This window comes from Escherichia sp. MR (genome assembly GCF_005280595.1).
Lineage (GTDB): Bacteria > Pseudomonadota > Gammaproteobacteria > Enterobacterales > Enterobacteriaceae > Escherichia > Escherichia ruysiae.
The window spans coordinates 1-25,793 of the sequence record NZ_SZVK01000033.1; the positions used below are offsets into that span (position 1 = coordinate 1).

Below are 25,793 nucleotides of genomic sequence, written 5' to 3' on the forward strand. Positions count from 1 at the left end.
AAAGCGTGCGTATTGCCTGAAAACACAACCCGCTACGGGGGAGACTTACCCGAAATCTGATTTATTCAACAAAGCCATTTGAAATTCTCTGATATCTGGGACGACATGTTGCACATTACTCAGGAAAAAACCGGTTCAAAACTTGCTATTCCGCTTAACCTGAAATGCGATGCTCTGAATATTACCCTTCGTGAAGTTATATCTCAGTGCAGGGATGCTGTTGTTAGTAAATATCTGGTCCATTACCGTCACACAACCTCTCAAGCAAACAGAGGGGACCAGGTTTCTGCAAATACTCTGACAACGGCTTTTAAAAAGGCCAGGGAAAAATGTGGCATAAAATGGGAGCAAGGAACTGCGCCCACATTTCATGAGCAGCGATCTCTGTCAGAACGGTTATATCGGGAACAGGGTCTGGATACGCAAAAGTTGTTAGGTCATAAATCCAGAAAAATGACCGACCGATACAATGATGATCGTGGTAAAGACTGGGTTATCGTAGATATGAAAACAGCATAGAAAATAGCCAGTTTTGGGGAAGGGTTTTGGGGAAAGTTTTGGGGAAGATTTTACATCATCATAAAACAACGGGCGTGTTATACGCCCGTTACAGTTTTTAACGCATGCAGAAATTACATGTTCTTGATGATCGCATCACCAAACTCTGAACATTTCAGCAGTTTAGCGCCTTCCATCAGACGTTCGAAGTCATAGGTTACAGTCTTCGCGTTGATCGCGCCTTCCATACCTTTAACAATCAGGTCTGCGGCTTCAGTCCAACCCATATGGCGCAGCATCATCTCAGCGGAGAGGATGATAGAGCCCGGGTTAACTTTGTCCTGACCGGCATATTTCGGCGCAGTACCGTGGGTGGCTTCAAACAGGGCGCATTCGTCACCGATGTTTGCGCCAGGGGCGATACCGATACCGCCAACCTGCGCTGCCAGGGCGTCAGAAATGTAGTCACCGTTCAGGTTCATACAGGCGATAACATCATATTCAGCCGGACGCAGCAGGATCTGTTGCAGGAATGCATCAGCAATCACGTCTTTAATGACGATCTCTTTGCCGGTATTCGGGTTTTTAACTTTCAGCCACGGGCCGCCGTCGATCAGTTCACCGCCAAATTCTTCACGCGCCAGCTGGTAGCCCCAGTCTTTAAACGCGCCTTCGGTGAACTTCATGATGTTGCCTTTGTGCACCAGGGTCACAGAGTCACGATCGTTAGCAATTGCGTATTCGATCGCGGCACGAACCAGACGTTTGGTGCCTTCTTCAGAACACGGCTTAATGCCGATACCGCAATGTTCCGGGAAGCGGATTTTCTTCACGCCCATCTCTTCACGCAGGAATTTAATCACTTTCTCAGCGTCGGCAGAGTCAGCTTTCCATTCGATACCCGCATAAATGTCTTCCGAGTTTTCACGGAAGATAACCATATCGGTCAGTTCAGGGTGTTTAACCGGGCTTGGAGTGCCCTGATAGTAACGTACCGGACGCAGGCAGATGTAGAGATCCAGTTCCTGGCGCAGGGCTACGTTCAGAGAACGAATACCGCCACCAACCGGGGTGGTCAGCGGGCCTTTAATGGCAACGCGATATTCACGAATCAGATCAAGGGTTTCAGCAGGCAGCCAGACGTCCTGACCATAAACCTGTGTGGATTTTTCACCGGTGTAAATTTCCATCCAGGAGATTTTACGCTCGCCTTTATAGGCTTTCTCGACTGCGGCGTCGACCACTTTCAGCATGGCTGGGGTTACATCTACACCGATTCCATCACCTTCGATGTAAGGGATAATCGGATTTTCAGGAACGTTGAGTTTGCCGTTTTGCAGGGTGATCTTCTTGCCTTGTGCCGGAACAACTACTTTACTTTCCATTCACCTCTCCTTCGAGCGCTACTGGTTTGCTCGTCTGCCACCACGTTGCATATGCGTTTGCGTCCTGCGATACGGATGCTTTAGAGCAATTTTTGTTAATGATTTGTAATTGGCTTGTCAATACTACCCTATTGTTTGCCGTCATGAAAGATGCGCGTTATTAGGCTATAATGCGGCAATTCATAATCTCTGAAAATACCATGCAAAAAACTTCTTTTAGAAATCACCAGGTTAAGCGATTCAGCTCGCAACGTTCTACCAGGCGAAAACCTGAAAACCAGCCCACGCGCGTGATCCTGTTCAATAAACCCTATGATGTTCTTCCGCAGTTCACCGATGAAGCAGGGCGTAAAACATTAAAAGAATTCATCCCGGTTCAGGGCGTTTATGCGGCTGGTCGTCTCGACCGCGATAGCGAAGGGTTACTGGTGCTGACTAATAATGGCGCGTTACAGGCGCGTTTAACCCAGCCGGGCAAACGCACCGGGAAAATCTATTATGTGCAGGTGGAAGGCATTCCTACGGAAGACGCTCTTGAAGCCTTGCGCAATGGCGTAACCTTAAATGATGGCCCTACCCTGCCCGCTGGCGTGGAATTGGCTGAAGAACCGGAGTGGTTATGGCCGCGTAATCCGCCAATTCGTGAACGAAAAAGTATTCCCACCAGCTGGCTGAAGATCACCTTATATGAAGGGCGTAATCGCCAGGTACGCCGCATGACCGCCCATGTTGGTTTCCCCACACTGCGACTGATTCGCTATGCGATGGGGAGTTACACGCTGGATAATCTTGCTAATGGCGAATGGCGAGAAACCACAGAATAAGGAAGCACAATGTTTAAACCGCACGTTACCGTTGCCTGCGTGGTGCACGCAGAAGGCAAATTTTTAGTCGTTGAAGAGACGATTAATGGTAAAGCGTTATGGAACCAACCTGCCGGGCATCTGGAAGCAGATGAAACCTTAGTGGAAGCCGCCGCGCGTGAGCTGTGGGAAGAGACGGGCATCAGCGCGAAACCGCAACATTTCATCCGTATGCATCAGTGGATTGCGCCAGATAAAACGCCGTTTTTGCGTTTCCTCTTTGCCATTGAACTTGAGCAAATATGCCCGACCCAGCCTCATGACAGCGATATCGACTGCTGCCGTTGGGTCAGCGCCGAAGAAATTTTACAGGCGTCAAATCTTCGTTCGCCGCTGGTGGCGGAAAGTATTCGTTGTTATCAAAGCGGGCAACGCTATCCGCTGGAGATGATTGGCGATTTTAACTGGCCTTTTACAAAGGGTGTCATCTAAAAGGCTGCGTGATAGAATACGCCGCCTTGAAGTTCAATGTCGTGAGTGATCCAATGTCTGAAACCGCAAAAAAAGTAATCGTCGGCATGTCCGGCGGTGTCGATTCCTCTGTTTCTGCCTGGCTGTTGCAACAACAGGGATATCAGGTCGAAGGCCTGTTTATGAAGAACTGGGAAGAAGACGACGGTGAGGAATATTGCACGGCGGCAGCGGATCTGGCTGATGCCCAGGCTGTCTGCGACAAGCTCGGCATTGAACTGCACACCGTCAACTTTGCTGCTGAATACTGGGACAACGTCTTCGAACTGTTTCTTGCCGAATATAAAGCCGGTCGCACGCCGAATCCGGATATTCTGTGCAACAAAGAGATCAAATTTAAAGCCTTCCTCGAATTTGCCGCCGAAGATTTAGGTGCCGATTATATCGCTACCGGTCATTACGTTCGTCGCGCAGATGTCGATGGCAAGAGCCGCCTGCTGCGTGGTCTGGACAGCAACAAAGACCAGAGCTACTTCCTTTACACGCTTAGCCATGAGCAGATTGCGCAAAGCCTGTTCCCGGTCGGCGAACTGGAAAAACCGCAGGTGCGTAAGATTGCTGAAGATCTCGGTCTGGTTACCGCGAAGAAAAAAGACTCTACCGGCATTTGCTTTATTGGCGAACGTAAATTCCGCGAGTTCCTGGGGCGTTATCTCCCGGCGCAACCGGGCAAAATCATTACCGTTGATGGCGATGAAATTGGCGAACACCAGGGGCTGATGTATCACACCCTCGGTCAGCGTAAAGGTCTGGGTATCGGTGGCACTAAAGATGGCACCGAAGAACCGTGGTACGTCGTCGATAAAGACGTTGAGAATAACATTCTGGTTGTCGCGCAGGGTCATGAGCATCCACGTCTGATGTCTGTCGGGTTGATTGCCCAGCAGTTGCACTGGGTCGATCGTGAACCGTTCACCGGCACTATGCGTTGCACGGTGAAAACCCGCTATCGCCAGACCGACATCCCATGCACCGTCAAGGCGCTGGACGATGATCGCATTGAAGTGATTTTCGATGAACCCGTTGCCGCAGTGACTCCGGGTCAGTCTGCCGTCTTCTACAACGGTGAAGTGTGCCTCGGTGGCGGTATTATTGAGCAGCGTCTGCCGCTGCCGGTCTGATTATTTTCTTTACTTAAAACAAGGAAGCAGTGAACGTGGCAAAGAATTACTATGACATCACCCTCGCCCTGGCCGGTATTTGTCAGTCGGCTCGCCTGGTGCAACAACTCGCTCACCAGGGGCATTGTGATGCCGATGCGCTACACGTTTCACTCAACAGTATTATTGATATGAACCCCAGCTCCACGCTGGCGGTTTTTGGCGGTAGCGAAGCCAACCTACGCGTCGGGCTGGAAACCCTGCTCGGCGTGCTCAATGCCAGCAGCCGTCAGGGTTTGAACGCTGAGTTAACCCGCTACACCCTTAGCCTGATGGTGCTTGAGCGTAAACTTTCATCTGCCAAAGGTGCGCTCGACACTCTGGGCAACCGGATCAACGGCCTGCAACGCCAGCTCGAACACTTCGATTTACAGTCCGAAACGCTGATGAGCGCGATGGCTGCTATCTATGTTGATGTTATCAGCCCGCTTGGCCCGCGCATTCAGGTCACCGGTTCCCCTGCTGTACTGCAAAGCCCGCAGGTGCAGGCGAAAGTTCGCGCAACCCTGCTGGCAGGCATTCGCGCCGCCGTGCTCTGGCACCAGGTCGGCGGTGGACGTCTGCAACTGATGTTTTCTCGTAATCGCCTGACCACTCAGGCAAAACAAATTCTTGCTCATTTAACCCCGGAGTTGTGATCTATGGAATTATCCTCACTGACCGCCGTTTCCCCTGTCGATGGACGCTACGGCGATAAAGTCAGCGCGCTGCGCGGGATTTTCAGCGAATATGGTTTGCTGAAATTCCGTGTACAAGTTGAAGTACGTTGGCTGCAAAAACTAGCCGCGCACGCAGCGATCAAGGAAGTTCCTGCTTTTGCTGCCGACGCAATCGGTTACCTTGATGCAATCGTCGCTAATTTCAGCGAAGAAGATGCTGCACGCATCAAAACCATCGAGCGTACCACTAACCACGACGTTAAAGCGGTTGAGTATTTCCTGAAAGAAAAAGTGGCAGATATCCCGGAACTGCACGCGGTATCTGAATTCATTCACTTTGCCTGTACTTCGGAAGATATCAATAACCTCTCCCACGCGTTGATGCTGAAAACCGCGCGTGATGAAGTGATCCTGCCATACTGGCGTCAACTGATTGATGGCATTAAAGATCTCGCTATTCAGTACCGCGATATTCCGCTGCTGTCCCGTACCCACGGTCAGCCAGCCACGCCGTCAACCATCGGGAAAGAGATGGCTAACGTTGCCTACCGTATGGAACGCCAGTACCGCCAACTTAACCAGGTGGAGATCCTCGGCAAAATCAACGGCGCGGTCGGTAACTATAACGCCCACATCGCCGCTTACCCGGAAGTTGACTGGCATCAGTTTAGCGAAGAGTTCGTCACCTCGCTGGGTATTCAGTGGAACCCGTACACCACGCAGATTGAACCGCACGACTACATTGCCGAACTGTTTGATTGCGTTGCGCGCTTTAACACTATTCTGATCGACTTTGACCGTGACGTCTGGGGTTATATCGCTCTTAACCACTTCAAACAGAAAACCATTGCTGGTGAGATTGGTTCTTCCACCATGCCGCATAAGGTTAACCCGATCGACTTCGAAAACTCCGAAGGGAACCTGGGGCTTTCCAACGCAGTGTTGCAGCACCTGGCCAGCAAACTGCCGGTTTCCCGCTGGCAGCGTGACCTGACCGACTCCACCGTGCTGCGTAACCTCGGCGTGGGTATTGGTTATGCACTGATTGCTTACCAGTCTACCCTCAAAGGCGTGAGCAAACTGGAAGTGAACCGTGACCATCTGCTGGATGAACTGGATCACAACTGGGAAGTGCTGGCTGAGCCGATCCAGACAGTCATGCGTCGCTATGGCATTGAAAAACCGTATGAAAAGCTGAAAGAGCTGACTCGCGGTAAGCGCGTTGACGCCGAAGGCATGAAGCAATTTATCGACGCTCTGGCGCTGCCAGAAGAAGAGAAAGCGCGCCTGAAAGCGATGACGCCGGCTAATTATATTGGTCGTGCCATCACGATGGTTGATGAGCTGAAATAATCCCCTGTCAAGGCCGGATGGCGATGCTGTCCGGCCTGCTTCTTAAGCGAATCTTTTCCTGTGTTACCTCCCCTACCCGCTGGTTTAATTAATGTTTACTCCCATAAATACATAATCGCGTTACACTATTTTAATAATTAAGACAGGGAGAAATAAAAATGCGCGTACTGGTTGTCGAAGACAATGCGTTGTTACGTCACCATCTTAAAGTTCAGATTCAGGACGCTGGTCATCAGGTCGATGACGCAGAAGATGCCAAAGAAGCAGATTATTATCTCAATGAACATTTACCGGATATTGCCATTGTCGATCTTGGCTTGCCTGATGAAGATGGTCTGTCGCTGATCCGCCGCTGGCGTAGCAACGATGTTTCACTACCGATTCTGGTATTGACCGCCCGTGAAAGCTGGCAGGACAAAGTCGAAGTCTTAAGTGCCGGTGCTGATGATTACGTGACCAAACCGTTTCATATTGAAGAGGTGATGGCGCGTATGCAGGCGTTGATGCGGCGTAATAGCGGTCTGGCTTCACAGGTTATTTCGCTGCCACCGTTTCAGGTTGATCTCTCCCGCCGTGAATTATCCATTAACGACGAAGTGATCAAACTGACCGCGTTTGAATACACCATTATGGAAACGCTAATCCGTAATAACGGCAAAGTGGTCAGCAAAGATTCGCTGATGTTACAGCTCTATCCGGATGCCGAATTGCGGGAAAGCCATACCATTGATGTATTAATGGGCCGACTGCGTAAGAAAATTCAGACGCAATATCCGCAAGAAGTGATTACCACCGTTCGCGGCCAGGGCTATCTGTTCGAATTGCGCTGATGAAAAAATTACTGCGTATTTTTTCCCCACTCTCGCTACGGGTTCGTTTTCTGTTGGCAACGGCAGCGGTAGTGCTGGTGCTTTCGCTTGCCTACGGGATGGTCGCGCTGATCGGTTATAGCGTCAGTTTCGATAAAACCACGTTTCGGCTGTTACGTGGCGAGAGCAACCTGTTCTATACCCTCGCGAAGTGGGAAAACAACAAATTGCATGTCGAATTGCCAGAAAATATCGACAAGCAAAGCCCTACTATGACACTGATCTATGATGAGAACGGGCAACTTTTATGGGCGCAGCGTGACGTTCCCTGGCTGATGAAAATGATCCAGCCTGACTGGCTGAAATCTAATGGCTTCCATGAAATAGAAGCGGATGTTAACGATACCAGCATCTTGCTGAGTGAAGATCATTCTATACAGCAACAGTTGCAGGAAGTACGGGAAGATGACGACGACGCTGAGATGACTCACTCGGTGGCAGTAAACATCTATCCGGCAACGTCGCAGATGCCAAAGTTAACCATTGTGGTGGTTGATACCATCCCTGTAGAGCTTAAAAGTTCCTATATGGTGTGGAGCTGGTTTGTCTATGTGCTCTCAGCCAACCTGCTGTTAGTGATCCCTCTGTTATGGGTCGCCGCCTGGTGGAGTTTACGCCCTATCGAAGCCCTGGCAAAAGAAGTCCGCGAACTGGAAGAGCACAACCGGGAACTACTCAACCCTACCACCACGAGGGAACTTACCAGCCTGGTACGTAACCTGAACCGACTGTTAAAAAGTGAGCGTGAACGTTATGACAAATACCGCACTACGCTCACCGACCTGACGCACAGTCTGAAAACACCGCTGGCGGTGCTGCAAAGTACGCTACGTTCCATGCGTAGTGAGAAGATGAGCGTCAGCGAAGCAGAGCCAGTAATGCTGGAACAAATCAGCCGCATCTCGCAACAAATTGGCTACTACCTGCATCGCGCCAGTATGCGCGGTGGAACATTACTTAGCCGCGAATTGCATCCTGTCGCCCCACTGCTGGACAATCTCACCTCGGCGCTGAACAAAGTTTATCAGCGTAAAGGGGTTAATATTTCCCTCGATATCTCGCCAGAAATCAGCTTTGTGGGTGAGCAGAATGATTTTGTCGAAGTGATGGGCAACGTACTGGATAACGCCTGTAAATACTGTCTTGAGTTTGTCGAAATTTCAGCCAGACAAACCGATGATCATCTCTATATTGTGGTCGAGGATGATGGCCCCGGTATCCCGAAAAGCAAGCGTGAAGTGGTCTTCGACCGTGGTCAACGTGTTGACACTTTGCGCCCCGGACAAGGTGTCGGTCTGGCAGTCGCACGTGAAATTACCGAGCAATACGACGGAAAAATCATCGCCGGAGAGAGTATGCTCGGCGGTGCACGAATGGAAGTGATTTTTGGTCGCCAGCATTCTTCGCCAAAGAGTGAATAAATATGCCCTTTCTTCACGCATTACGTTAAGCATCCGTTATAATCGGTTGCAGATACCAGCCTGTGGATGCTTAACATGGAATACCAACTTACCCTTAACTGGCCCGATTTTCTTGAACGCCACTGGCAGAAACGTCCGGTAGTGTTTAAACGCGGCTTTAATAATTTTATTGACCCAATCTCTCCAGACGAGTTAGCGGGTCTGGCGATGGAAAGCGAAGTCGACAGTCGGCTGGTCAGTCACCAGGATGGTAAATGGCAGGTCAGCCACGGTCCATTCGAAAGCTACGATCATCTCGGTGAGACCAACTGGTCATTGCTGGTGCAGGCAGTAAATCACTGGCATGAACCAACCGCCGCGCTGATGCGTCCGTTTCGTGAACTGCCGGACTGGCGCATTGACGACCTGATGATCTCATTTTCCGTACCCGGCGGCGGCGTCGGCCCGCATCTCGATCAATACGATGTGTTTATTATCCAGGGAACCGGTCGTCGTCGCTGGCGAGTGGGCGAAAAGCTGCAAATGAAACAGCACTGCCCGCACCCGGATCTGTTACAGGTCGATCCGTTCGAAGCCATCATCGATGAAGAGCTGGAGCCTGGCGATATTCTTTATATTCCGCCGGGATTCCCGCACGAGGGCTACGCGCTGGAAAATGCGATGAACTACTCTGTCGGTTTTCGTGCGCCCAATACGCGGGAGCTGATCAGCGGTTTTGCCGATTATGTTCTGCAACGTGAGCTGGGCGGTAATTATTACAGCGATCCGGATATCCCTCCTCGCGCCCATCCGGCTGATGTTCTGCCGCAAGAGATGGATAAATTGCGTGAGATGATGCTTGAACTGATCAACCAGCCGGAACACTTTAAGCAATGGTTTGGCGAGTTTATTTCCCAGTCACGTCATGAACTGGATATCGCGCCGCCAGAGCCGCCTTATCAGCCGGATGAAATCTACGATGCGCTGAAACAAGGTGATGTGCTGGTGCGCCTGGGTGGTCTGCGCGTATTGCGCATTGGTGATGATGTATACGCCAATGGTGAAAAGATCGATTCTCCGCACCGTCCGGCACTGGATGCGCTCGCCAGTAATATTGTGCTGACTGCCGAGAATTTTGGCGATGCGCTGGAAGATCCATCATTCCTCGCGATGCTCGCGGCGCTGGTCAATAGCGGGTATTGGTTCTTCGAAGGGTAAGTTTGGATGTAATCCGGATGCGGCATCACATGCCGCATCCCTTTTCGCTTACTTCCGTTGCGCCGTTAACTCGGCAATACGCACGATCACCTGCACCGCTTTTTCCATTCCTTCCAGGGTCACAAACTCATGTTTACCATGATAGTTGTAACCGCCAGTGAACAGGTTCGGGCACGGTAATCCCATAAACGACAACTGCGCGCCGTCGGTGCCGCCACGGATCGGCTTCAGATCCGGTTCAATATCACAATCGCGCATCGCCTGCTGGGCGATATCGAGAATATGTGGATGATCCACAATTTTCTCGCGCATGTTGTAGTAACTGTCTTCAATCACCAGTTCAATGTAGCAATCAGGGTGCAGCCCTTTGCCCACTTTCTTGGCAATCTCCATCATCTTACGTTTACGCGCTTCAAACTGTTTACGATCGAAATCACGAATGATGTAGTGCATATCGGCGCGCTCAACGGTGCCTTTCATGCTCGTCAGGTGATAAAAACCTTCATAACCTTCGGTAGTTTCTGGGCTTTCATCCGCCGGAACTTCTGCATGAATGCGTGCAGCCAGCGATAGCGCGTTAACCATCACGCCTTTTGCCGAGCCAGGGTGAACGTTGTTACCGACAATTTTGATATTCACCGATGCGGCGTTGAAGTTTTCAAACTCCAGTTCGCCTACGCCACCACCATCGACGGTGTAAGCCCAACGAGCATCAAAGGCATCAACATCAAAGTGTTTCGCCCCTTTCCCCACTTCTTCATCTGGCGTAAAGGCGACGCGAATATCGCCATGCGGAATGTTTTTCTGCTGCAATACCGCCAGCGCGGTCATAATTTCCGCAATACCGGCTTTATCGTCAGCGCCCAATAGCGTTTTGCCATCGGTGGTGATCAGCGTCTGCCCCAGCAATTGATGCAGAACCGGGAACATCACTGGTGACAAGACTTCGTCGCCAATACCCAGCGCGATGTCGCCACCACGATAGTTTTCAACAATTTGCGGATTTACATTTTTACCGCTGCAATCCGGAGAGGTATCCACATGAGAAATAAAACCAATCGCCGGGATATCGCCAGGAACGTTAGCCGGTAACGTCGCCATTAGCGTTCCTTTCTCACTTAAGGTCACATTGATAAGCCCCATCTCTTCGAGCTGATCTTTCAACAAATGCAATAACTTCCACTGACCTTCCGTGCTGGGAACCTGTCTCACTCCCGCTTTTGATTGGGTATCCAGAGACACGTAGTTCAAAAAACGCTCAAGTAGTTTATCCATGTAGTCACCCTCACTTTTCGTGACAACATTATTAAGAAGCAAGAAAAGACAAATATTGCGTCAGGTCACTTTTACCCCTGCAAGCGGGAATATTTATCAACATTACCTTAATCAATATAAAGCTAAGCCAGTAATTCACACAAGGATTGGCGATTCCGATGGTTTGCCGTAGAATTACCGCCCTCATTAAGAGTCACCAAGGTGGTTAACCACAAACCCCGCATCGGTAAGCCATCCGTTGCGTTTACATGGGACAGAGTAAAAAATTGAATAAACAACCGAGTTCGCTTTCACCGCTGGTGCAATTGGCGGGAATTCGCAAATGCTTTGATGGTAAAGAAGTCATTCCCCAGCTTGATCTGACTATCAACAATGGCGAGTTCCTCACGCTGCTTGGCCCTTCTGGCTGCGGTAAAACAACCGTTCTTCGCCTGATTGCGGGTCTGGAAACTGTTGATTCCGGGCGCATCATGCTGGATAACGAGGACATCACCCACGTTCCGGCGGAAAACCGCTATGTGAACACCGTTTTCCAAAGCTACGCGTTATTCCCCCACATGACCGTATTCGAAAATGTGGCCTTTGGGTTGCGTATGCAAAAAACCCCCGCTGCTGAAATTACGCCTCGCGTGATGGAAGCCCTGCGGATGGTACAACTGGAAACCTTCGCTCAACGCAAACCGCATCAACTCTCTGGCGGTCAGCAGCAACGCGTGGCCATTGCCCGCGCAGTGGTTAACAAGCCTCGTCTGTTGTTGCTTGATGAATCGCTTTCCGCGCTGGATTACAAACTGCGCAAACAGATGCAGAACGAGTTAAAAGCGTTACAGCGAAAACTTGGCATTACTTTCGTCTTCGTTACCCACGACCAGGAAGAGGCACTCACTATGTCTGACCGGATTGTGGTGATGCGCGATGGTCGCATTGAACAAGACGGCACACCACGTGAAATCTACGAAGAACCCAAAAACCTGTTTGTTGCCGGATTCATTGGCGAAATCAATATGTTTAACGCCACGGTGATCGAACGTCTCGACGAGCAACGCGTACGCGCCAACGTTGAAGGCCGCGAGTGTAATATCTACGTTAACTTCGCCGTTGAACCTGGGCAAAAACTGCATGTTCTGTTACGCCCGGAAGACTTACGCGTTGACGAAATCAACGATGATAACCACGTCGAAGGGCTGATTGGTTACGTTCGCGAGCGTAACTACAAAGGCATGACGCTGGAGTCGGTTGTCGAACTGGAAAATGGCAAGATGGTGATGGTCAGCGAATTCTTCAACGAAGACGATCCTGACTTTGACCACTCACTCGACCAGAAAATGGCCATTAATTGGGTAGAAAGCTGGGAGGTCGTACTGGCTGATGAAGAACACAAGTAAGTTCCAGAATGTAGTGATTGTCACTATCGTCGGTTGGCTTGTGTTGTTTGTCTTTCTGCCCAACCTGATGATCATTGGCACCAGCTTTTTGACCCGCGACGACGCGAGTTTCGTCAAAATGGTCTTTACGCTGGATAACTACACACGTCTGCTCGATCCGCTCTATTTTGAAGTGCTCGTGCACTCACTGAATATGGCGCTGATCGCCACTCTCGCCTGCCTGGTGCTGGGCTACCCGTTTGCCTGGTTTCTGGCAAAACTGCCGCATAAAGTGCGACCGCTGCTGCTGTTTCTGCTGATTGTTCCGTTCTGGACAAACTCGCTGATTCGTATCTACGGGCTAAAAATTTTCCTCAGCACCAAAGGCTATCTCAACGAGTTCCTGCTGTGGCTGGGCGTTATTGATACCCCAATTCGCATCATGTTCACCCCCAGCGCGGTGATTATCGGTCTGGTTTACATTCTGCTGCCGTTTATGGTGATGCCACTCTATTCCAGTATTGAAAAACTGGATAAACCTTTACTGGAAGCGGCGCGCGATCTCGGTGCCAGCAAATTGCAGACTTTTATCCGTATTATTATTCCGCTGACGATGCCGGGAATTATTGCCGGATGTCTGCTGGTGATGCTGCCAGCTATGGGCTTGTTCTATGTATCCGACCTGATGGGTGGTGCGAAAAACCTGCTGATCGGTAACGTCATCAAGGTTCAGTTCCTTAATATTCGCGACTGGCCGTTTGGCGCCGCCACCAGCATTACGCTGACTATCGTAATGGGCCTGATGTTGCTGGTTTACTGGCGCGCTTCTCGTTTGCTGAATAAGAAGGTGGAACTCGAATGATCGGTCGACTGCTTCGCGGCGGTTTTATGACCGCTATCTACGCGTACCTGTATATCCCAATCATTATTTTGATTGTGAACTCCTTTAACAGCTCGCGCTTTGGCATCAACTGGCAGGGTTTTACCACCAAATGGTATAGCCTGCTGATGAACAACGACAGCCTGTTACAGGCAGCGCAGCATTCACTAACAATGGCGGTGTTTTCGGCGACGTTTGCTACGCTTATCGGTTCACTGACGGCAGTTGCACTGTACCGTTATCGCTTTCGTGGTAAGCCGTTCGTTAGCGGAATGCTGTTTGTGGTGATGATGTCACCAGATATCGTGATGGCGATTTCGCTGCTGGTGCTGTTTATGCTGCTGGGTATTCAGCTTGGCTTCTGGTCGCTGCTGTTCTCGCATATCACCTTCTGCCTGCCATTTGTGGTGGTGACAGTGTATTCGCGCCTGAAAGGTTTTGATGTGCGGATGCTGGAAGCGGCGAAAGATCTCGGCGCCAGCGAATTTACCATTCTACGGAAAATCATTTTGCCACTGGCAATGCCAGCTGTGGCTGCGGGCTGGGTGCTAAGCTTTACCCTGTCGATGGACGATGTGGTAGTTTCGTCGTTTGTCACCGGACCGAGCTATGAAATTCTGCCGTTAAAAATTTATTCGATGGTCAAAGTCGGCGTATCGCCGGAAGTTAACGCGCTGGCAACCATATTACTGGTGCTGTCGCTGGTAATGGTAATTGCCAGCCAGCTTATTGCTCGTGATAAAACGAAAGGTAACACAGGGGACGTTAAATGAAAAAATGGTCACGCCACCTGCTCGCGGCGGGTGCTCTGGCACTGGGCATGAGCGCCGCTCACGCCGATGACAACAACACGCTGTATTTCTACAACTGGACCGAGTACGTGCCGCCAGGACTGCTTGAACAGTTCACCAAAGAAACCGGTATTAAGGTTATCTATTCGACTTACGAGTCGAACGAAACCATGTATGCCAAGCTGAAAACGTACAAAGACGGTGCCTATGACCTGGTGGTTCCTTCAACCTATTACGTCGATAAAATGCGTAAAGAAGGGATGATCCAGAAGATCGACAAGTCGAAGTTAACGAACTTCAGCAATCTCGATCCAGACATGCTCAACAAGCCTTTTGACCCGAATAACGACTACTCCATTCCGTATATCTGGGGTGCGACGGCGATTGGCGTTAACGGTGATGCGGTGGATCCGAAATCCGTTACCAGCTGGGCCGATCTGTGGAAGCCTGAGTACAAAGGCAGCCTGCTGCTGACCGACGATGCCCGTGAAGTGTTCCAGATGGCGCTGCGTAAGCTGGGCTATTCCGGTAACACCACCGATCCGAAAGAGATTGAAGCTGCATATAACGAGCTGAAAAAACTGATGCCAAACGTCGCAGCGTTTAACTCCGATAACCCGGCTAACCCGTACATGGAAGGCGAAGTTAACCTCGGCATGATCTGGAACGGTTCTGCTTTCGTTGCGCGCCAGGCGGGTACGCCAATTGACGTGGTGTGGCCGAAAGAAGGCGGCATTTTCTGGATGGACAGCCTGGCGATCCCGGCAAATGCCAAAAACAAAGAAGGCGCGCTGAAATTGATCAACTTCCTGCTGCGCCCGGATGTGGCAAAACAGGTTGCCGAAACTATCGGTTATCCAACGCCAAACCTTGCGGCGCGTAAGCTGTTAAGCCCGGAAGTAGCGAACGATAAAACGCTCTACCCGGATGCTGAAACCATTAAAAATGGTGAATGGCAGAATGACGTTGGCGCAGCCAGCAGCATTTATGAAGAGTATTATCAGAAGCTGAAAGCAGGACGTTAATTCAGCAAACGGGCGGTGGTATTACCGCCCGTTTTTTATTTAGCAAGGAAGTGACATATGAGTCAGGACAGTAACGTTTTATCCCGCTCTTTCGTCGGTATTGGTTTGGTACTGCTCGTTATTTCTGTTGTTATATTTTACAACCAGTTCACCTATACCAAAAATGCGATGCATACCGAAGGGGTCATTGTTGATGCCGTCTGGTACAACAATCATTCAAACGACGTCGGTGATAATGGTTCCTGGTATCCAGTGGTTGCCTTTCGCCCTACACCAGATTACACGCTAATTTTTAATTCAAATATTGGTAGTGATTTTTATGAAGATAGCGAAGGTGACAAAGTCAATGTCTATTATCCGCCAGGGCATCCAGAAGAAGCCGAAATAAACAATCCCTGGGTTAATTTTTTTGAATGGGGCTTTGTTGGCATAGCAGGCATTATTTTCGGTGGTATCGGTCTAATAATCATGGTCCCCTCCTCTAAAAAATCACGCAGGAACAGGAAGTCCCGCCCATGAAAAAATTCATACGAGTAAAAGTTAAAAGAGGCCGATAAAGTGCGCGTGTATTATGCCGGATGCGGCGTTAACGCCTTATCAGGCCTACAAAACCCGCAAATTCAATTAATTGCGCCCTACCGTAGGCCTGATAAGCGTAGCGCATCAGGCTATTACTCCTGATTTATAATCCCTTCAGCAACTTTTCAACAAACTCTGGCACCACCTGGCTTGCCGGGCCGTAATATTTCTCGGCAAATTCGTTACCAACCTGGCTCGGCTCAAGATTGAGTTCCACGGTGTGCGCGCCATGCAATTTTGCTTCATGAACAAAACCGGCCGCCGGATAAACATGCCCGGATGTGCCAATGGCAATGAAAATATCCGCCATCGCCAGTGCCATATAAATTTCATCCATGCCAAGCGGCATTTCGCCAAACCACACCACGTGCGGGCGCAGCGGAGCCGGAAACTGGCAGCAATGACATTTATCTTCTGGCGTAACATCACCAGTCCAGTCGAGAACCTGCCCGCTTTGCGAACAACGTACTTTCAGCAATTCTCCATGCATATGAATCACATTGGTATTGCCTGCGCGTTCATGCAGGTTATCGATATTCTGCGTCACCAGCAAAAAGCGGTCGCCGAGGGCATCTTGCAGTTTAGCCAGCGCAAGATGCGCGGCGTTAGGCTGTATTTCTGGCTGCTGTAACTGTCGGCGACGAGCGTTATAAAACGCTTGCACCAGTTCAGGGTCGCGATCAAAGCCCTCTGGCGTAGCAACATCTTCAACACGATGTTCTTCCCACAGGCCATCTGCGGCGCGAAAGGTACGAATACCTGATTCCGCAGAAATACCAGCCCCTGTCAGTACGAGTACTCTTGGTTTTTCCATTGCTTCCGACACCACTTTATCTCTGAAAAAAATACGCTGACGTAAACGCTCGCGCAGGCGGCGTTTATTTTTACGAAAACGACTTAACCGATGACCCCGACGCGACAGCATAGCAACCTCTGTTGTTTAATCGGTTAGATGTAGGAAGGCAGCTCCACGCATTCCGCCTGCATCACCGTGGCGCGCGCGTTCAATGCGCGGAACACGAGCTACAGGTAAGAGATGACGAGGCAGCCTGTCCGCCAGTTGCGTTGTGATTGCCGGGAAATTGGATAAACCACCGCCAATGACCACCAGATCAGGGTCAATAATGGTCAGGATGTTTCCCAGACAAACCGCTAATAGATCCAGATAACGCTCAACATGCGCCCTTGCCTGCTCATCGCCTTGATCATAAAGCGCAATAATTTCGGGAGCCTGCAACGGTTGATGATAATAGTGTTGATACAGCCACGCAAAACCGCGACCAGACAGATAATTTTCAATGCAGCCATGCTGACCACAGCCGCAGCGGCGTAATGGGAAATCAAGCCCCATCATGGTTAACGCATCGACCGGCAGACGCATATGACCAAACTCGCCGGTAATATAGCTTTTACCCGTCACCGCTTTACCGTTAAACACCAGTCCACCGCCAACGCCGGTGCCGAGAATTAACCCCATCACCAGCGGATATTGGGTAAATTCATCATCCCAGGCTTCAGAAAGGGCAAAACAGTTCGCGTCATTATCAAGTCGCACATCGCGCTCAAGACGTGCGCTCAGGTCGGCACGCAGCGGTTTACCGCTGGCAGCGGGGACATTGGCGGCATACAGCGTGCCATCTTCTGTTTCCGGCATTCCCGGAATACCGATGCCGACAGAACCTTTACAGCCAAAACGCTGATCGGCTTCGACGACCAGCTCGCACACTGCATCTAAAAATGCGTCATAGCTGTTACGCGGTGTCGGCACCCGCTTTTCCCACTGCAACTGCCGACTGCTATCAAATACGCCAAGCGCAATTTTTGTTCCACCAATATCAAACCCGTAATACATTGCCGCTCCTTGTTTTAATGTACTGCCTTTACTGGCCGCTAAGGACTCGCGCAGGGTCAATATTGCTGGCGCGTCGCGCCGGATACCAACTTGCCAAAAGACTCAGCAACAATGCTGTGACCAGTACGTAGAAGACATCCAGCCAGTGCAATTCCGATGGCAGGAAGTCAATAAAATAGATATCGCTGGAGAGGAACTGATGACCGATCAGCTTTTCAATCCACTCGATGATCGGAGTAAGTTGCAGCGAAACCACTACGCCGATAATCACACCACACAAGCTGCCGAACAACCCTGCCAGTAATCCATACCAGACAAAAATGGCGCGAATTAAACCGTCTTTCGCGCCCAGCGTTCTTAATACTGCGATATCGCCACTCTTGTCTTTTACCGCCATCACTAAAGTGGAGACGATGTTGAAACAGGCTACGCCAATCACCAGTACCATCGCCAGATACATAATGGCGCGGATCATCTGGATATCACGATACATATAGCCGTAAGTGCCGATCCAGCTCTTGATATAAACATAGCTATTGGTCACTCCGCCCGCGTCACGCACCAGTTTGTTGGCGTTAAATACATCCGTCATTTTAAGGGCAATACCTGACACACTGGAACCCATATCAAGATATTGTTGGGCATCCGCCAGCGGGATCATGGCAAAACTGTGATCGAGTTGACCGCTCAGCTGCAAAATTCCGGCAATTTGCAAGCGCACACGTTTTGGCTGCATCAGTTTATGCTCGGGATTCGAATTTGGGATCATGATCGACACCCAATCGCCCTGCTTCACTTTTAACGCATCCGCTACGCCTTTGCCGATAATAATCTGCTGCTCACCGGCTTTAAAATTGTTCCAGGCATCACCCTGGACAAACGAGGGCAGCGCACTTAGGCGCTGTTCCTGTTGCGGATCAACCCCTTTAACCTGAAGCGCGCGCAGATTTGCTCCGCTTTCCACCAGCCCCGTGAAATTGATATACGGCGCAGCAGCGGCAATACCTGGCACTTTTTGCACGTTATCCAGTGCTTCCTGCCAGTTAGTCCACGGCTGATCCACTGCTTCAATTTCGCCATGCGGTACTACCGCCAGAATGCGGTTATTCAGTTCACGTTCAAAGCCGTTCATCGCGCTTAAGCCGACGATCAATACCGCCACGCCAAGTGCAATGCCAATGGTAGAAATGACGGAGATCAACGACACCATGCCGCCACGCCGCCGTCCGCGACTAAAACGCAGACCAATTAATAACGATAAAGGCATCGCCATTACTCCGCCCCCATCAGGCTCAGTTCCGCCGTCAGACGACCATCACGCATTTCTAACTGGCGGCTCATACGTTTCGCCAGTTGCAGGTCGTGAGTAACCACCAGGAAGGCGGTGCCCTGCAAGCGATTCAATTCCCCAAGCAACTGGAAAATGCTATCGGCGTTACGTGCGTCAAGGTTACCGGTAGGTTCATCTGCCAGTACCAGACGCGGGTTATTGACCAGCGCACGGGCAATCGCCACACGCTGACGTTCGCCGCCGGAAAGTTCGGATGGACGGTGATTCGCGCGATGCTCCAGCCCCACCGCTTTTAACATTTCCAACGCTCGACTGTTGATTTCAGCGGGCTTTTTCTTGCCAATCAGCAGCGGCATAGCTACGTTTTCCAGGGCGGTAAAATCCGGTAGCAGGTGGTGAAACTGATAAATAAAGCCCAGCTTCTGGTTGCGCAGTTCTGCTTTTGCCGCCGACGACAGTTTGCTCATCGGCTGACCGTTAAAAATCACATCGCCGGAAGTTGGCGTATCCAGCCCGCCCAGCAGGTGCAGTAAGGTACTTTTACCGGAACCTGAACTGCCGACGATAGCCATCATTTCGCCTTCACCCACGCTGAAACTGACATTGTGCAGCACGTCGGTTTGCACACTGCCTTCCTGATAGCGTTTGCACAGGTTGTCGCATTGCAACAGGATCTTATTCATAACGTAAAGCCTCAGCGGGTTGAGTGGCGGCAGCGCGCCAGGAAGGGTAAAGCGTAGAAAGCAGCGCGATAGCCATCGCCACCAGCGCAATAATAATGACCTGTAAAGGTTCGATAGCGACCGGCAGCGCCGCGCCATCAAGCAGGACGCCGATTATCGGCATCAGATTATTCAACTGGCTGGCAAGCAGCGCACCAAGCGCCGCGCCCAGGATCGCACCAATAATTCCGGCGCTGGCACCCTGTACCATAAAGACCATCATGATTTGTCGCGGAGTTAAACCTTGCGTTTGCAAAATCGCCACTTCGGCCTGCTTCTCCATCACCATCAGCCCCAGCGAGGTAATAATGTTAAACGCCGCAACGGCGACAATCAGGCTCAGCAGCAAACCCATCATATTTTTTTCCATACGCACGGCCTGGAACAGCTCACCTTTACGGTCGCGCCAGTCCTGCCATTTACTGCCTTCTGGCAGTTTTTGCTGGCTTAACGAATCCACTTTCAGCGGCTCATCCAGCCACAGACGCCAGCCGGTGATATTACCTGCCGGATAACGCATCAGACGCGAGGCATCCTCAATATTCACCAGCATTTCATAGCCGTCGACTTCACTGTTGGCGGCAAAAGTGCCAATCACATTGAACAGACGCTGACTTGGAATACGCCCCATCGGCGTGAACTGGCTGGCGGAAGGCACCATCACGCGGATTTGGTCGCCGCGATTGACACCTAACTGTAAGGCAAGCTGTTCACCGAGGATGACATTATATTTCCCCGGCTCGAGGTTGGCTTGCTTCACATTGACCAGATACGGGGTTAGCGGATCTTTTTGCGCCGGATCGATACCTAGCATGACGCCTACCGCCACGCTGCGTGCGCTTTGCAGCACCACATCACCAGTAGTGATAGGCGCGACGCGATTTACGCCGTCCAGTTTGACTGCCGATTCCGGGAGTTTCTGCGGGTTAAGAGAGCCCTGCTCCGAAGAGAGGATCGCCTGTGGCATCAGGCCAAGGATGTTGTTTTGCAGCTCGCGCTCAAAGCCGTTCATCACTGACAATACTGTGACCAGCGCCATCACCCCGAGGGTAATGCCGATGGTAGAAAGCCAGGAGACGAAACGACCGAAGCGATCCGCTGCACGCCCACGCATGTAACGCAGGCCAATAAATAGAGCGACAGGTTGGTACATGAAATCCGTCTGGTTGCTGTTAGCAAAGACACGAGTATATAAGCGAAAGCAGGATGGGTAAACGCCTGAACTGTAAGTGATCATCAGGGCTAATCTGAAAAGCATCCATAAATCAATCGGCTAAATTGCCATATTTTACCAGCAGGCTTGCAGCCTGATCTTAATCTGAAAAATCATCTAATACAGACAGATACCCATTACACCTCGGTTAATAACCAGCAGGATCAGTTGTTGGTAAATTAATAAAAGAGCGTGTTCTTCTGATGAAACAAAAAGAACTATGGATTAACCAGATCAAAGGGTTATGCATCTGTCTGGTGGTGGTTTATCACTCGGTCATTACCTTTTATCCGCATATGACCACTTTTCAGCATCCGTTATCGGAAGTCCTGAGCAAATGCTGGATCTATTTCAATCTTTATCTTGCACCCTTTCGTATGCCGGTTTTTTTCTTTATCTCCGGCTATTTGATTCGCCGCTATATCGACAGTGTGCCGTGGGGAAATTGTCTCGATAAACGGATCTGGAGCATCTTCTGGGTGCTGGCGCTGTGGGGTATCGTCCAGTGGCTGGCGCTGAGCGCACTGAATCAGTGGCTGGCACCTGAGCGCGATTACAGCAATGCCTCAAATGCTGCTTATGCCGATTCCACCGGTGAGTTCCTGCACGGGATGATCACCGCCAGCACCAGCTTGTGGTATCTGTATGCTTTAATTGTCTATTTCGTGGTGTGTAAAATTTTTAACCGCCAGGCGCTGCCATTATTCGCCCTGTTTGTACTAATGAGTGTGGCTGTTAATTTCGTTCCCACGCCGTGGTGGGGAATGAACAGTGTGATCCGCAATTTGCCTTATTACAGCCTTGGCGCTTGGTTTGGCGCAACATTAATGACCTGTGTTAAAGAAGTACCGTTGCGCCGCCATCTGCTGATGTCTTCGCTGCTGGCCGTTCTGGCGGTCAGTGCCTGGTTGTTTAACGTGTCGCTACTCCTGTCGCTGGTATCGATTGTGGTGATCATGAAGCTGTTTTATCAGTACGAGCAGCGTTTCGGTATGCGCTCCTCCAGCCTGCTGAATGTGATTGGTTCCAACACCATTGCCATCTACACCACCCATCGCATTCTGGTAGAGATATTCAGCTTGAGTCTGATTCCGCAAATGAACGCAGCACGCTGGTCGCCGCAACTCGAACTGACGCTCCTGCTGGTTTACCCCTTTGTCAGTTTGTTGATTTGTACTGTTGCTGGCTTGTTGGTACGCAAAATTTCACAACGCGCATTCAGCGATCTGTTGTTCTCCCCGCCTTCTCTGCCTGCAACCAGTTACTCTCGCTAAGCCATCGCCCCAGCCGGGGCGATTCAATTTGCTAAACCATGTCGATTCCGGATAATGAACAGCATTGCTTATCAGAGATATGCCCCCATATGTTGAGGCATATCCTAACGAGAATCTGACAACCGTTATGCCTGAACAATATCGTTATACGCTGCCCGTCAAAGCGGGTGAACAGCGTCTGCTGGGCGAGTTAACCGGCGCTGCCTGTGCGACGCTGGTAGCGGAAATTGCCGAACGTCACGCCGGACCGGTGGTGCTCATCGCACCAGATATGCAAAATGCTCTGCGTTTGCATGATGAAATCAGCCAGTTCACCGACCAGATGGTGATGAATCTGGCGGACTGGGAAACCCTCCCTTACGACAGTTTTTCGCCTCATCAGGATATTATCTCCTCGCGTCTTTCCACTCTTTACCAGTTACCAACAATGCAGCGTGGTGTACTGATTGTTCCGGTGAATACGCTTATGCAGCGCGTTTGCCCGCACAGTTTTCTCCACGGTCATGCGCTGGTGATGAAAAAAGGTCAGCGCCTGTCACGAGATGCATTGCGTACCCAACTGGACAGCGCCGGTTATCGCCATGTTGATCAGGTAATGGAGCACGGTGAATACGCCACGCGCGGTGCGTTGTTGGATCTCTTCCCGATGGGGAGTGAGTTGCCTTATCGTCTTGATTTCTTTGATGATGAAATCGACAGCCTGCGAGTATTTGATGTCGATAGCCAGCGCACGCTGGAGGAAGTTGAAGCCATCAACCTACTGCCCGCACACGAATTTCCGACCGATAAAGCGGCAATTGAACTGTTCCGCAGTCAGTGGCGTGATTCTTTCGAAGTAAAACGCGATCCAGAACATATTTATCAACAAGTGAGCAAAGGCACATTGCCTGCCGGGATCGAGTACTGGCAACCACTGTTCTTCAGCGAACCGTTGCCGCCACTGTTCAGTTATTTCCCTGCAAATACACTGCTGGTGAATACTGGCGATCTGGAAAACAGTGCCGAACGTTTCCAGGCTGACACGCTGGCGCGTTTTGAGAATCGCGGCGTCGATCCGATGCGTCCACTGTTGCCACCACAATCGCTCTGGCTGCGGGTAGACGAGCTCTTTTCAGAGCTGAAAAACTGGCCGCGTGTGCAGCTAAAAACTGAACATTTACCGACAAAAGCAGCGAATGCCAATTTAGGTTTCCAGAAACTGCCAGACCTGGCCATTCAGGCACAACAAAAAGCGCCGCTGGATGCGCTGCGTAAGTTCCTCGAGTCTTTCGACGGTCCGGTGGTGTTCTCGGTAGAAAGTGAAGGCCGCCGTGAAGCGTTGGGTGAACTGCTCGCGCGAATTAAAATTGCTCCGCAACGCATTATGCGTCTTGATGAAGCCAGCGACCGTGGGCGTTATCTGATGATTGGCGCTGCAGAGCATGGTTTTGTCGATACGGTACGTAATCTGGCGCTGATTTGCGAAAGCGATCTGCTCGGTGAACGCGTTGCCCGTCGTCGTCAGGACTCTCGCCGCACCATCAACCCCGATACACTGATCCGTAACCTCGCGGAGCTGCATATTGGTCAGCCGGTGGTGCATCTGGAGCACGGTGTCGGGCGCTATGCCGGAATGACCACGCTGGAAGCTGGCGGCATTACTGGCGAGTATCTGATGCTCACCTATGCCAACGACGCCAAACTGTATGTTCCGGTGTCGTCGCTGCATCTGATTAGCCGTTACGCGGGTGGTGCAGAAGAAAATGCCCCGCTGCATAAACTTGGCAGCGATGCGTGGTCACGCGCTCGGCAGAAAGCGGCAGAAAAAGTGCGTGATGTGGCGGCGGAATTGCTGGATATCTACGCTCAACGCGCCGCCAAAGAGGGTTTCGCGTTTAAACACGATCGTGAGCAATATCAATTGTTCTGCGACAGCTTCCCGTTCGAAACCACGCCGGATCAGGCGCAGGCCATTAATGCGGTGCTTAGCGACATGTGTCAGCCGCTGGCAATGGATCGTCTGGTGTGCGGCGATGTTGGCTTTGGTAAAACAGAAGTAGCGATGCGCGCCGCTTTCCTGGCGGTAGAGAACCACAAGCAGGTGGCGGTGCTGGTGCCAACAACTCTGCTCGCGCAGCAGCATTACGACAACTTCCGCGACCGTTTCGCCAACTGGCCGGTACGCATCGAAATGATCTCCCGTTTCCGCAGCGCCAAAGAGCAGACGCAAATCCTTACGGAAGTGGCGGAAGGGAAAATCGATATTCTGATCGGTACGCACAAACTGCTGCAAAGTGACGTCAAGTTTAAAGATTTAGGCCTGCTGATTGTCGATGAAGAACACCGCTTCGGGGTGCGTCATAAAGAGCGCATTAAAGCGATGCGCGCGAACGTGGATATTCTGACACTTACCGCAACGCCGATCCCACGAACGCTGAATATGGCGATGAGCGGAATGCGCGATCTGTCGATTATCGCCACGCCGCCCGCCCGTCGTCTGGCAGTTAAAACCTTTGTCCGTGAGTATGACAGTCTGGTGGTCAGAGAGGCTGTCCTGCGTGAAATTCTGCGCGGGGGACAGGTTTATTATCTCTACAATGATGTGGAAAACATCCAGAAAGCCGCCGAACGGCTGGCAGAACTGGTGCCAGAAGCGCGGATCGCCATCGGTCACGGGCAGATGCGTGAGCGCGAACTGGAACGGGTGATGAATGATTTCCATCATCAGCGTTTTAACGTGCTGGTTTGTACCACAATTATCGAAACCGGGATCGACATCCCTACCGCCAACACCATTATTATTGAACGCGCGGATCACTTCGGTCTGGCGCAGCTGCACCAGTTGCGCGGTCGCGTCGGACGTTCACATCATCAGGCATATGCATGGCTGCTGACGCCGCATCCAAAAGCGATGACTACCGATGCGCAAAAACGTCTCGAAGCGATTGCTTCTCTGGAAGACCTTGGCGCGGGCTTTGCGCTGGCAACGCACGATCTGGAGATTCGCGGCGCCGGTGAACTGCTCGGCGAAGAACAAAGTGGCTCGATGGAAACTATCGGTTTCTCGCTTTATATGGAGTTGCTGGAAAATGCCGTCGATGCACTGAAAGCCGGACGCGAGCCGTCGCTCGAAGATCTCACCAGCCAGCAAACGGAAGTCGAACTGCGGATGCCGTCGCTGTTGCCGGATGACTTCATTCCTGATGTAAATACCCGTCTGTCGTTCTATAAACGTATTGCCAGCGCCAAAACGGAAAGCGAGCTGGAAGAGATCAAAGTCGAACTTATCGATCGCTTCGGCCTGCTGCCGGATCCGGCGCGAACCCTACTGGATATTGCCCGTCTGCGCCAGCAAGCGCAGAAGCTGGGGATCAGGAAGCTGGAAGGAAACGAGAAAGGCGGTGTGATCGAATTTGCTGAGAAGAATCACGTGAATCCTGCCTGGCTGATTGGTTTGCTGCAAAAACAGCCGCAGCATTACCGCCTTGATGGCCCGACGCGCCTGAAGTTTATTCAGGATTTGAGCGAGCGGAAAACGCGAATCGAATGGGTGCGCCAGTTTATGCGTGAACTGGAAGAGAACGCGATCGCTTAATGGTAAATTGGGGGCGTTTCTTCGCCCCCATCCCCAACATTTACAAATTCTTTGCACTTCCCTGCACTATCCGACAC

The 25,793-nt window shown here is 51.0% G+C and carries 22 protein-coding genes and 1 pseudogene; 16 read left to right on the forward strand and 7 right to left on the reverse strand.

Translation table 11 applies throughout. The features are described 5' to 3' along the window. Positions 1-75 precede the first annotated feature (75 nt). Positions 76-519 (forward strand): annotated as a pseudogene (locus FC814_RS14565) (tyrosine-type recombinase/integrase); the annotation flags it as partial. A gap of 113 nt (positions 520-632) precedes the next feature. Here the strand turns inward: FC814_RS14565 and icd are convergent. Next, entirely contained in the window at positions 633-1,883 is a 1,251-nt protein-coding gene (icd, locus tag FC814_RS14570) for an NADP-dependent isocitrate dehydrogenase (protein ID WP_000444487.1), read from the reverse strand. Positions 1,884-2,053: 170 nt separating this feature from the next. Between icd and rluE the strand changes: the two genes are divergently transcribed. The 8 genes from rluE to roxA all read left to right on the forward strand — a co-directional run bounded on the left by rluE (position 2,054) and on the right by roxA (position 9,876). Continuing rightward, positions 2,054-2,707 (forward strand): 23S rRNA pseudouridine(2457) synthase RluE, encoded by a 654-nt coding sequence (rluE, locus tag FC814_RS14575; protein WP_001248687.1) that lies wholly within the window; start codon positions 2,054-2,056, stop codon positions 2,705-2,707. A 9-nt stretch (positions 2,708-2,716) separates the two neighbouring features. Further along, positions 2,717-3,178, forward strand: coding sequence for a phosphatase NudJ (nudJ, locus tag FC814_RS14580; RefSeq protein WP_000476081.1), 462 nt, complete (start codon positions 2,717-2,719; stop codon positions 3,176-3,178). Positions 3,179-3,231: 53 nt separating this feature from the next. Then, positions 3,232-4,338, forward strand: a complete 1,107-nt coding sequence (gene mnmA / locus FC814_RS14585; protein WP_010345559.1) for a tRNA 2-thiouridine(34) synthase MnmA — start codon at positions 3,232-3,234, stop codon at positions 4,336-4,338. A 35-nt stretch (positions 4,339-4,373) separates the two neighbouring features. Then, complete coding sequence (hflD, locus tag FC814_RS14590; RefSeq protein ID WP_001297479.1) at positions 4,374-5,015, forward strand: high frequency lysogenization protein HflD; 642 nt, start codon at positions 4,374-4,376, stop codon at positions 5,013-5,015. A gap of 3 nt (positions 5,016-5,018) precedes the next feature. Further along, complete coding sequence (gene purB / locus FC814_RS14595; protein WP_137326099.1) at positions 5,019-6,389, forward strand: adenylosuccinate lyase; 1,371 nt, start codon at positions 5,019-5,021, stop codon at positions 6,387-6,389. Between the two features lie 158 nt (positions 6,390-6,547). Then, on the forward strand, positions 6,548-7,219 hold the full coding sequence (phoP, locus tag FC814_RS14600; protein ID WP_001265482.1) for a two-component system response regulator PhoP: 672 nt from the start codon (positions 6,548-6,550) through the stop codon (positions 7,217-7,219). Beyond that, positions 7,219-8,679 carry a two-component system sensor histidine kinase PhoQ gene (gene phoQ, locus FC814_RS14605; RefSeq protein WP_000735366.1) on the forward strand — a complete coding sequence of 487 codons (1,461 nt, stop codon included), beginning with the start codon at positions 7,219-7,221 and terminating at the stop codon, positions 8,677-8,679. The genes phoP and phoQ overlap by 1 nt, the downstream gene beginning before the upstream one ends. Positions 8,680-8,754: 75 nt before the next feature. Beyond that, the gene (gene roxA, locus FC814_RS14610) at positions 8,755-9,876 is read left to right on the forward strand and encodes a [50S ribosomal protein L16]-arginine 3-hydroxylase (protein WP_137326100.1); all 1,122 of its coding nucleotides are present in this window, start codon (positions 8,755-8,757) and stop codon (positions 9,874-9,876) included. Positions 9,877-9,924: 48 nt separating this feature from the next. Here roxA and pepT read toward each other — a convergent pair whose 3' ends face one another. Further along, positions 9,925-11,151, reverse strand: coding sequence for a peptidase T (gene pepT / locus FC814_RS14615; RefSeq protein WP_000359429.1), 1,227 nt, complete (start codon positions 11,149-11,151; stop codon positions 9,925-9,927). Positions 11,152-11,399: 248 nt separating this feature from the next. Between pepT and potA the strand changes: the two genes are divergently transcribed. The 5 genes from potA to FC814_RS14640 are packed head-to-tail and all read left to right on the forward strand — an operon-like array spanning position 11,400 to position 15,730. Next, positions 11,400-12,536, forward strand: coding sequence for a spermidine/putrescine ABC transporter ATP-binding protein PotA (gene potA, locus FC814_RS14620; RefSeq protein ID WP_000531593.1), 1,137 nt, complete (start codon positions 11,400-11,402; stop codon positions 12,534-12,536). Beyond that, the gene (gene potB, locus FC814_RS14625; protein WP_000799415.1) at positions 12,520-13,377 is read left to right on the forward strand and encodes a spermidine/putrescine ABC transporter permease PotB; all 858 of its coding nucleotides are present in this window, start codon (positions 12,520-12,522) and stop codon (positions 13,375-13,377) included. Before potA ends, potB begins: the two co-directional genes overlap by 17 nt. Further along, positions 13,374-14,168: a spermidine/putrescine ABC transporter permease PotC gene (gene potC, locus FC814_RS14630; protein ID WP_000580316.1), complete on the forward strand. Its 795-nt coding sequence runs from the start codon at positions 13,374-13,376 to the stop codon at positions 14,166-14,168. The genes potB and potC overlap by 4 nt, the downstream gene beginning before the upstream one ends. After that, positions 14,165-15,211: a spermidine/putrescine ABC transporter substrate-binding protein PotD gene (gene potD, locus FC814_RS14635; protein ID WP_000759317.1), complete on the forward strand. Its 1,047-nt coding sequence runs from the start codon at positions 14,165-14,167 to the stop codon at positions 15,209-15,211. The genes potC and potD overlap by 4 nt, the downstream gene beginning before the upstream one ends. A gap of 57 nt (positions 15,212-15,268) precedes the next feature. Further along, positions 15,269-15,730 (forward strand): DUF3592 domain-containing protein, encoded by a 462-nt coding sequence (locus tag FC814_RS14640; protein WP_105289695.1) that lies wholly within the window; start codon positions 15,269-15,271, stop codon positions 15,728-15,730. Between the two features lie 163 nt (positions 15,731-15,893). On the opposite strand, the gene cobB is transcribed toward FC814_RS14640, so the two are convergent. Genes cobB through lolC form a run of 5 tightly spaced genes read right to left on the reverse strand, consistent with a single transcriptional unit; the run spans position 15,894 to position 20,808 of the window. Next, the gene (cobB, locus tag FC814_RS14645) at positions 15,894-16,715 is read right to left on the reverse strand and encodes a Sir2 family NAD+-dependent deacetylase (protein ID WP_032225396.1); all 822 of its coding nucleotides are present in this window, start codon (positions 16,713-16,715) and stop codon (positions 15,894-15,896) included. A gap of 15 nt (positions 16,716-16,730) precedes the next feature. After that, the gene (gene nagK, locus FC814_RS14650) at positions 16,731-17,642 is read right to left on the reverse strand and encodes an N-acetylglucosamine kinase (protein WP_000291315.1); all 912 of its coding nucleotides are present in this window, start codon (positions 17,640-17,642) and stop codon (positions 16,731-16,733) included. A gap of 28 nt (positions 17,643-17,670) precedes the next feature. Continuing rightward, positions 17,671-18,915: a lipoprotein-releasing ABC transporter permease subunit LolE gene (gene lolE / locus FC814_RS14655; protein ID WP_137326101.1), complete on the reverse strand. Its 1,245-nt coding sequence runs from the start codon at positions 18,913-18,915 to the stop codon at positions 17,671-17,673. Then, complete coding sequence (lolD, locus tag FC814_RS14660; RefSeq protein WP_001033695.1) at positions 18,915-19,616, reverse strand: lipoprotein-releasing ABC transporter ATP-binding protein LolD; 702 nt, start codon at positions 19,614-19,616, stop codon at positions 18,915-18,917. Before lolD ends, lolE begins: the two co-directional genes overlap by 1 nt. Then, complete coding sequence (gene lolC, locus FC814_RS14665; RefSeq protein WP_137326109.1) at positions 19,609-20,808, reverse strand: lipoprotein-releasing ABC transporter permease subunit LolC; 1,200 nt, start codon at positions 20,806-20,808, stop codon at positions 19,609-19,611. Before lolC ends, lolD begins: the two co-directional genes overlap by 8 nt. A 263-nt stretch (positions 20,809-21,071) precedes the next feature. Between lolC and FC814_RS14670 the strand changes: the two genes are divergently transcribed. Beyond that, entirely contained in the window at positions 21,072-22,142 is a 1,071-nt protein-coding gene (locus FC814_RS14670) for an acyltransferase family protein (RefSeq protein WP_000810304.1), read from the forward strand. Positions 22,143-22,269: 127 nt separating this feature from the next. Then, a complete protein-coding gene (mfd, locus tag FC814_RS14675; RefSeq protein ID WP_137326102.1) occupies positions 22,270-25,716 on the forward strand; it encodes a transcription-repair coupling factor in 3,447 nt (1,148 codons plus the stop codon). Positions 25,717-25,793 lie beyond the last annotated feature (77 nt).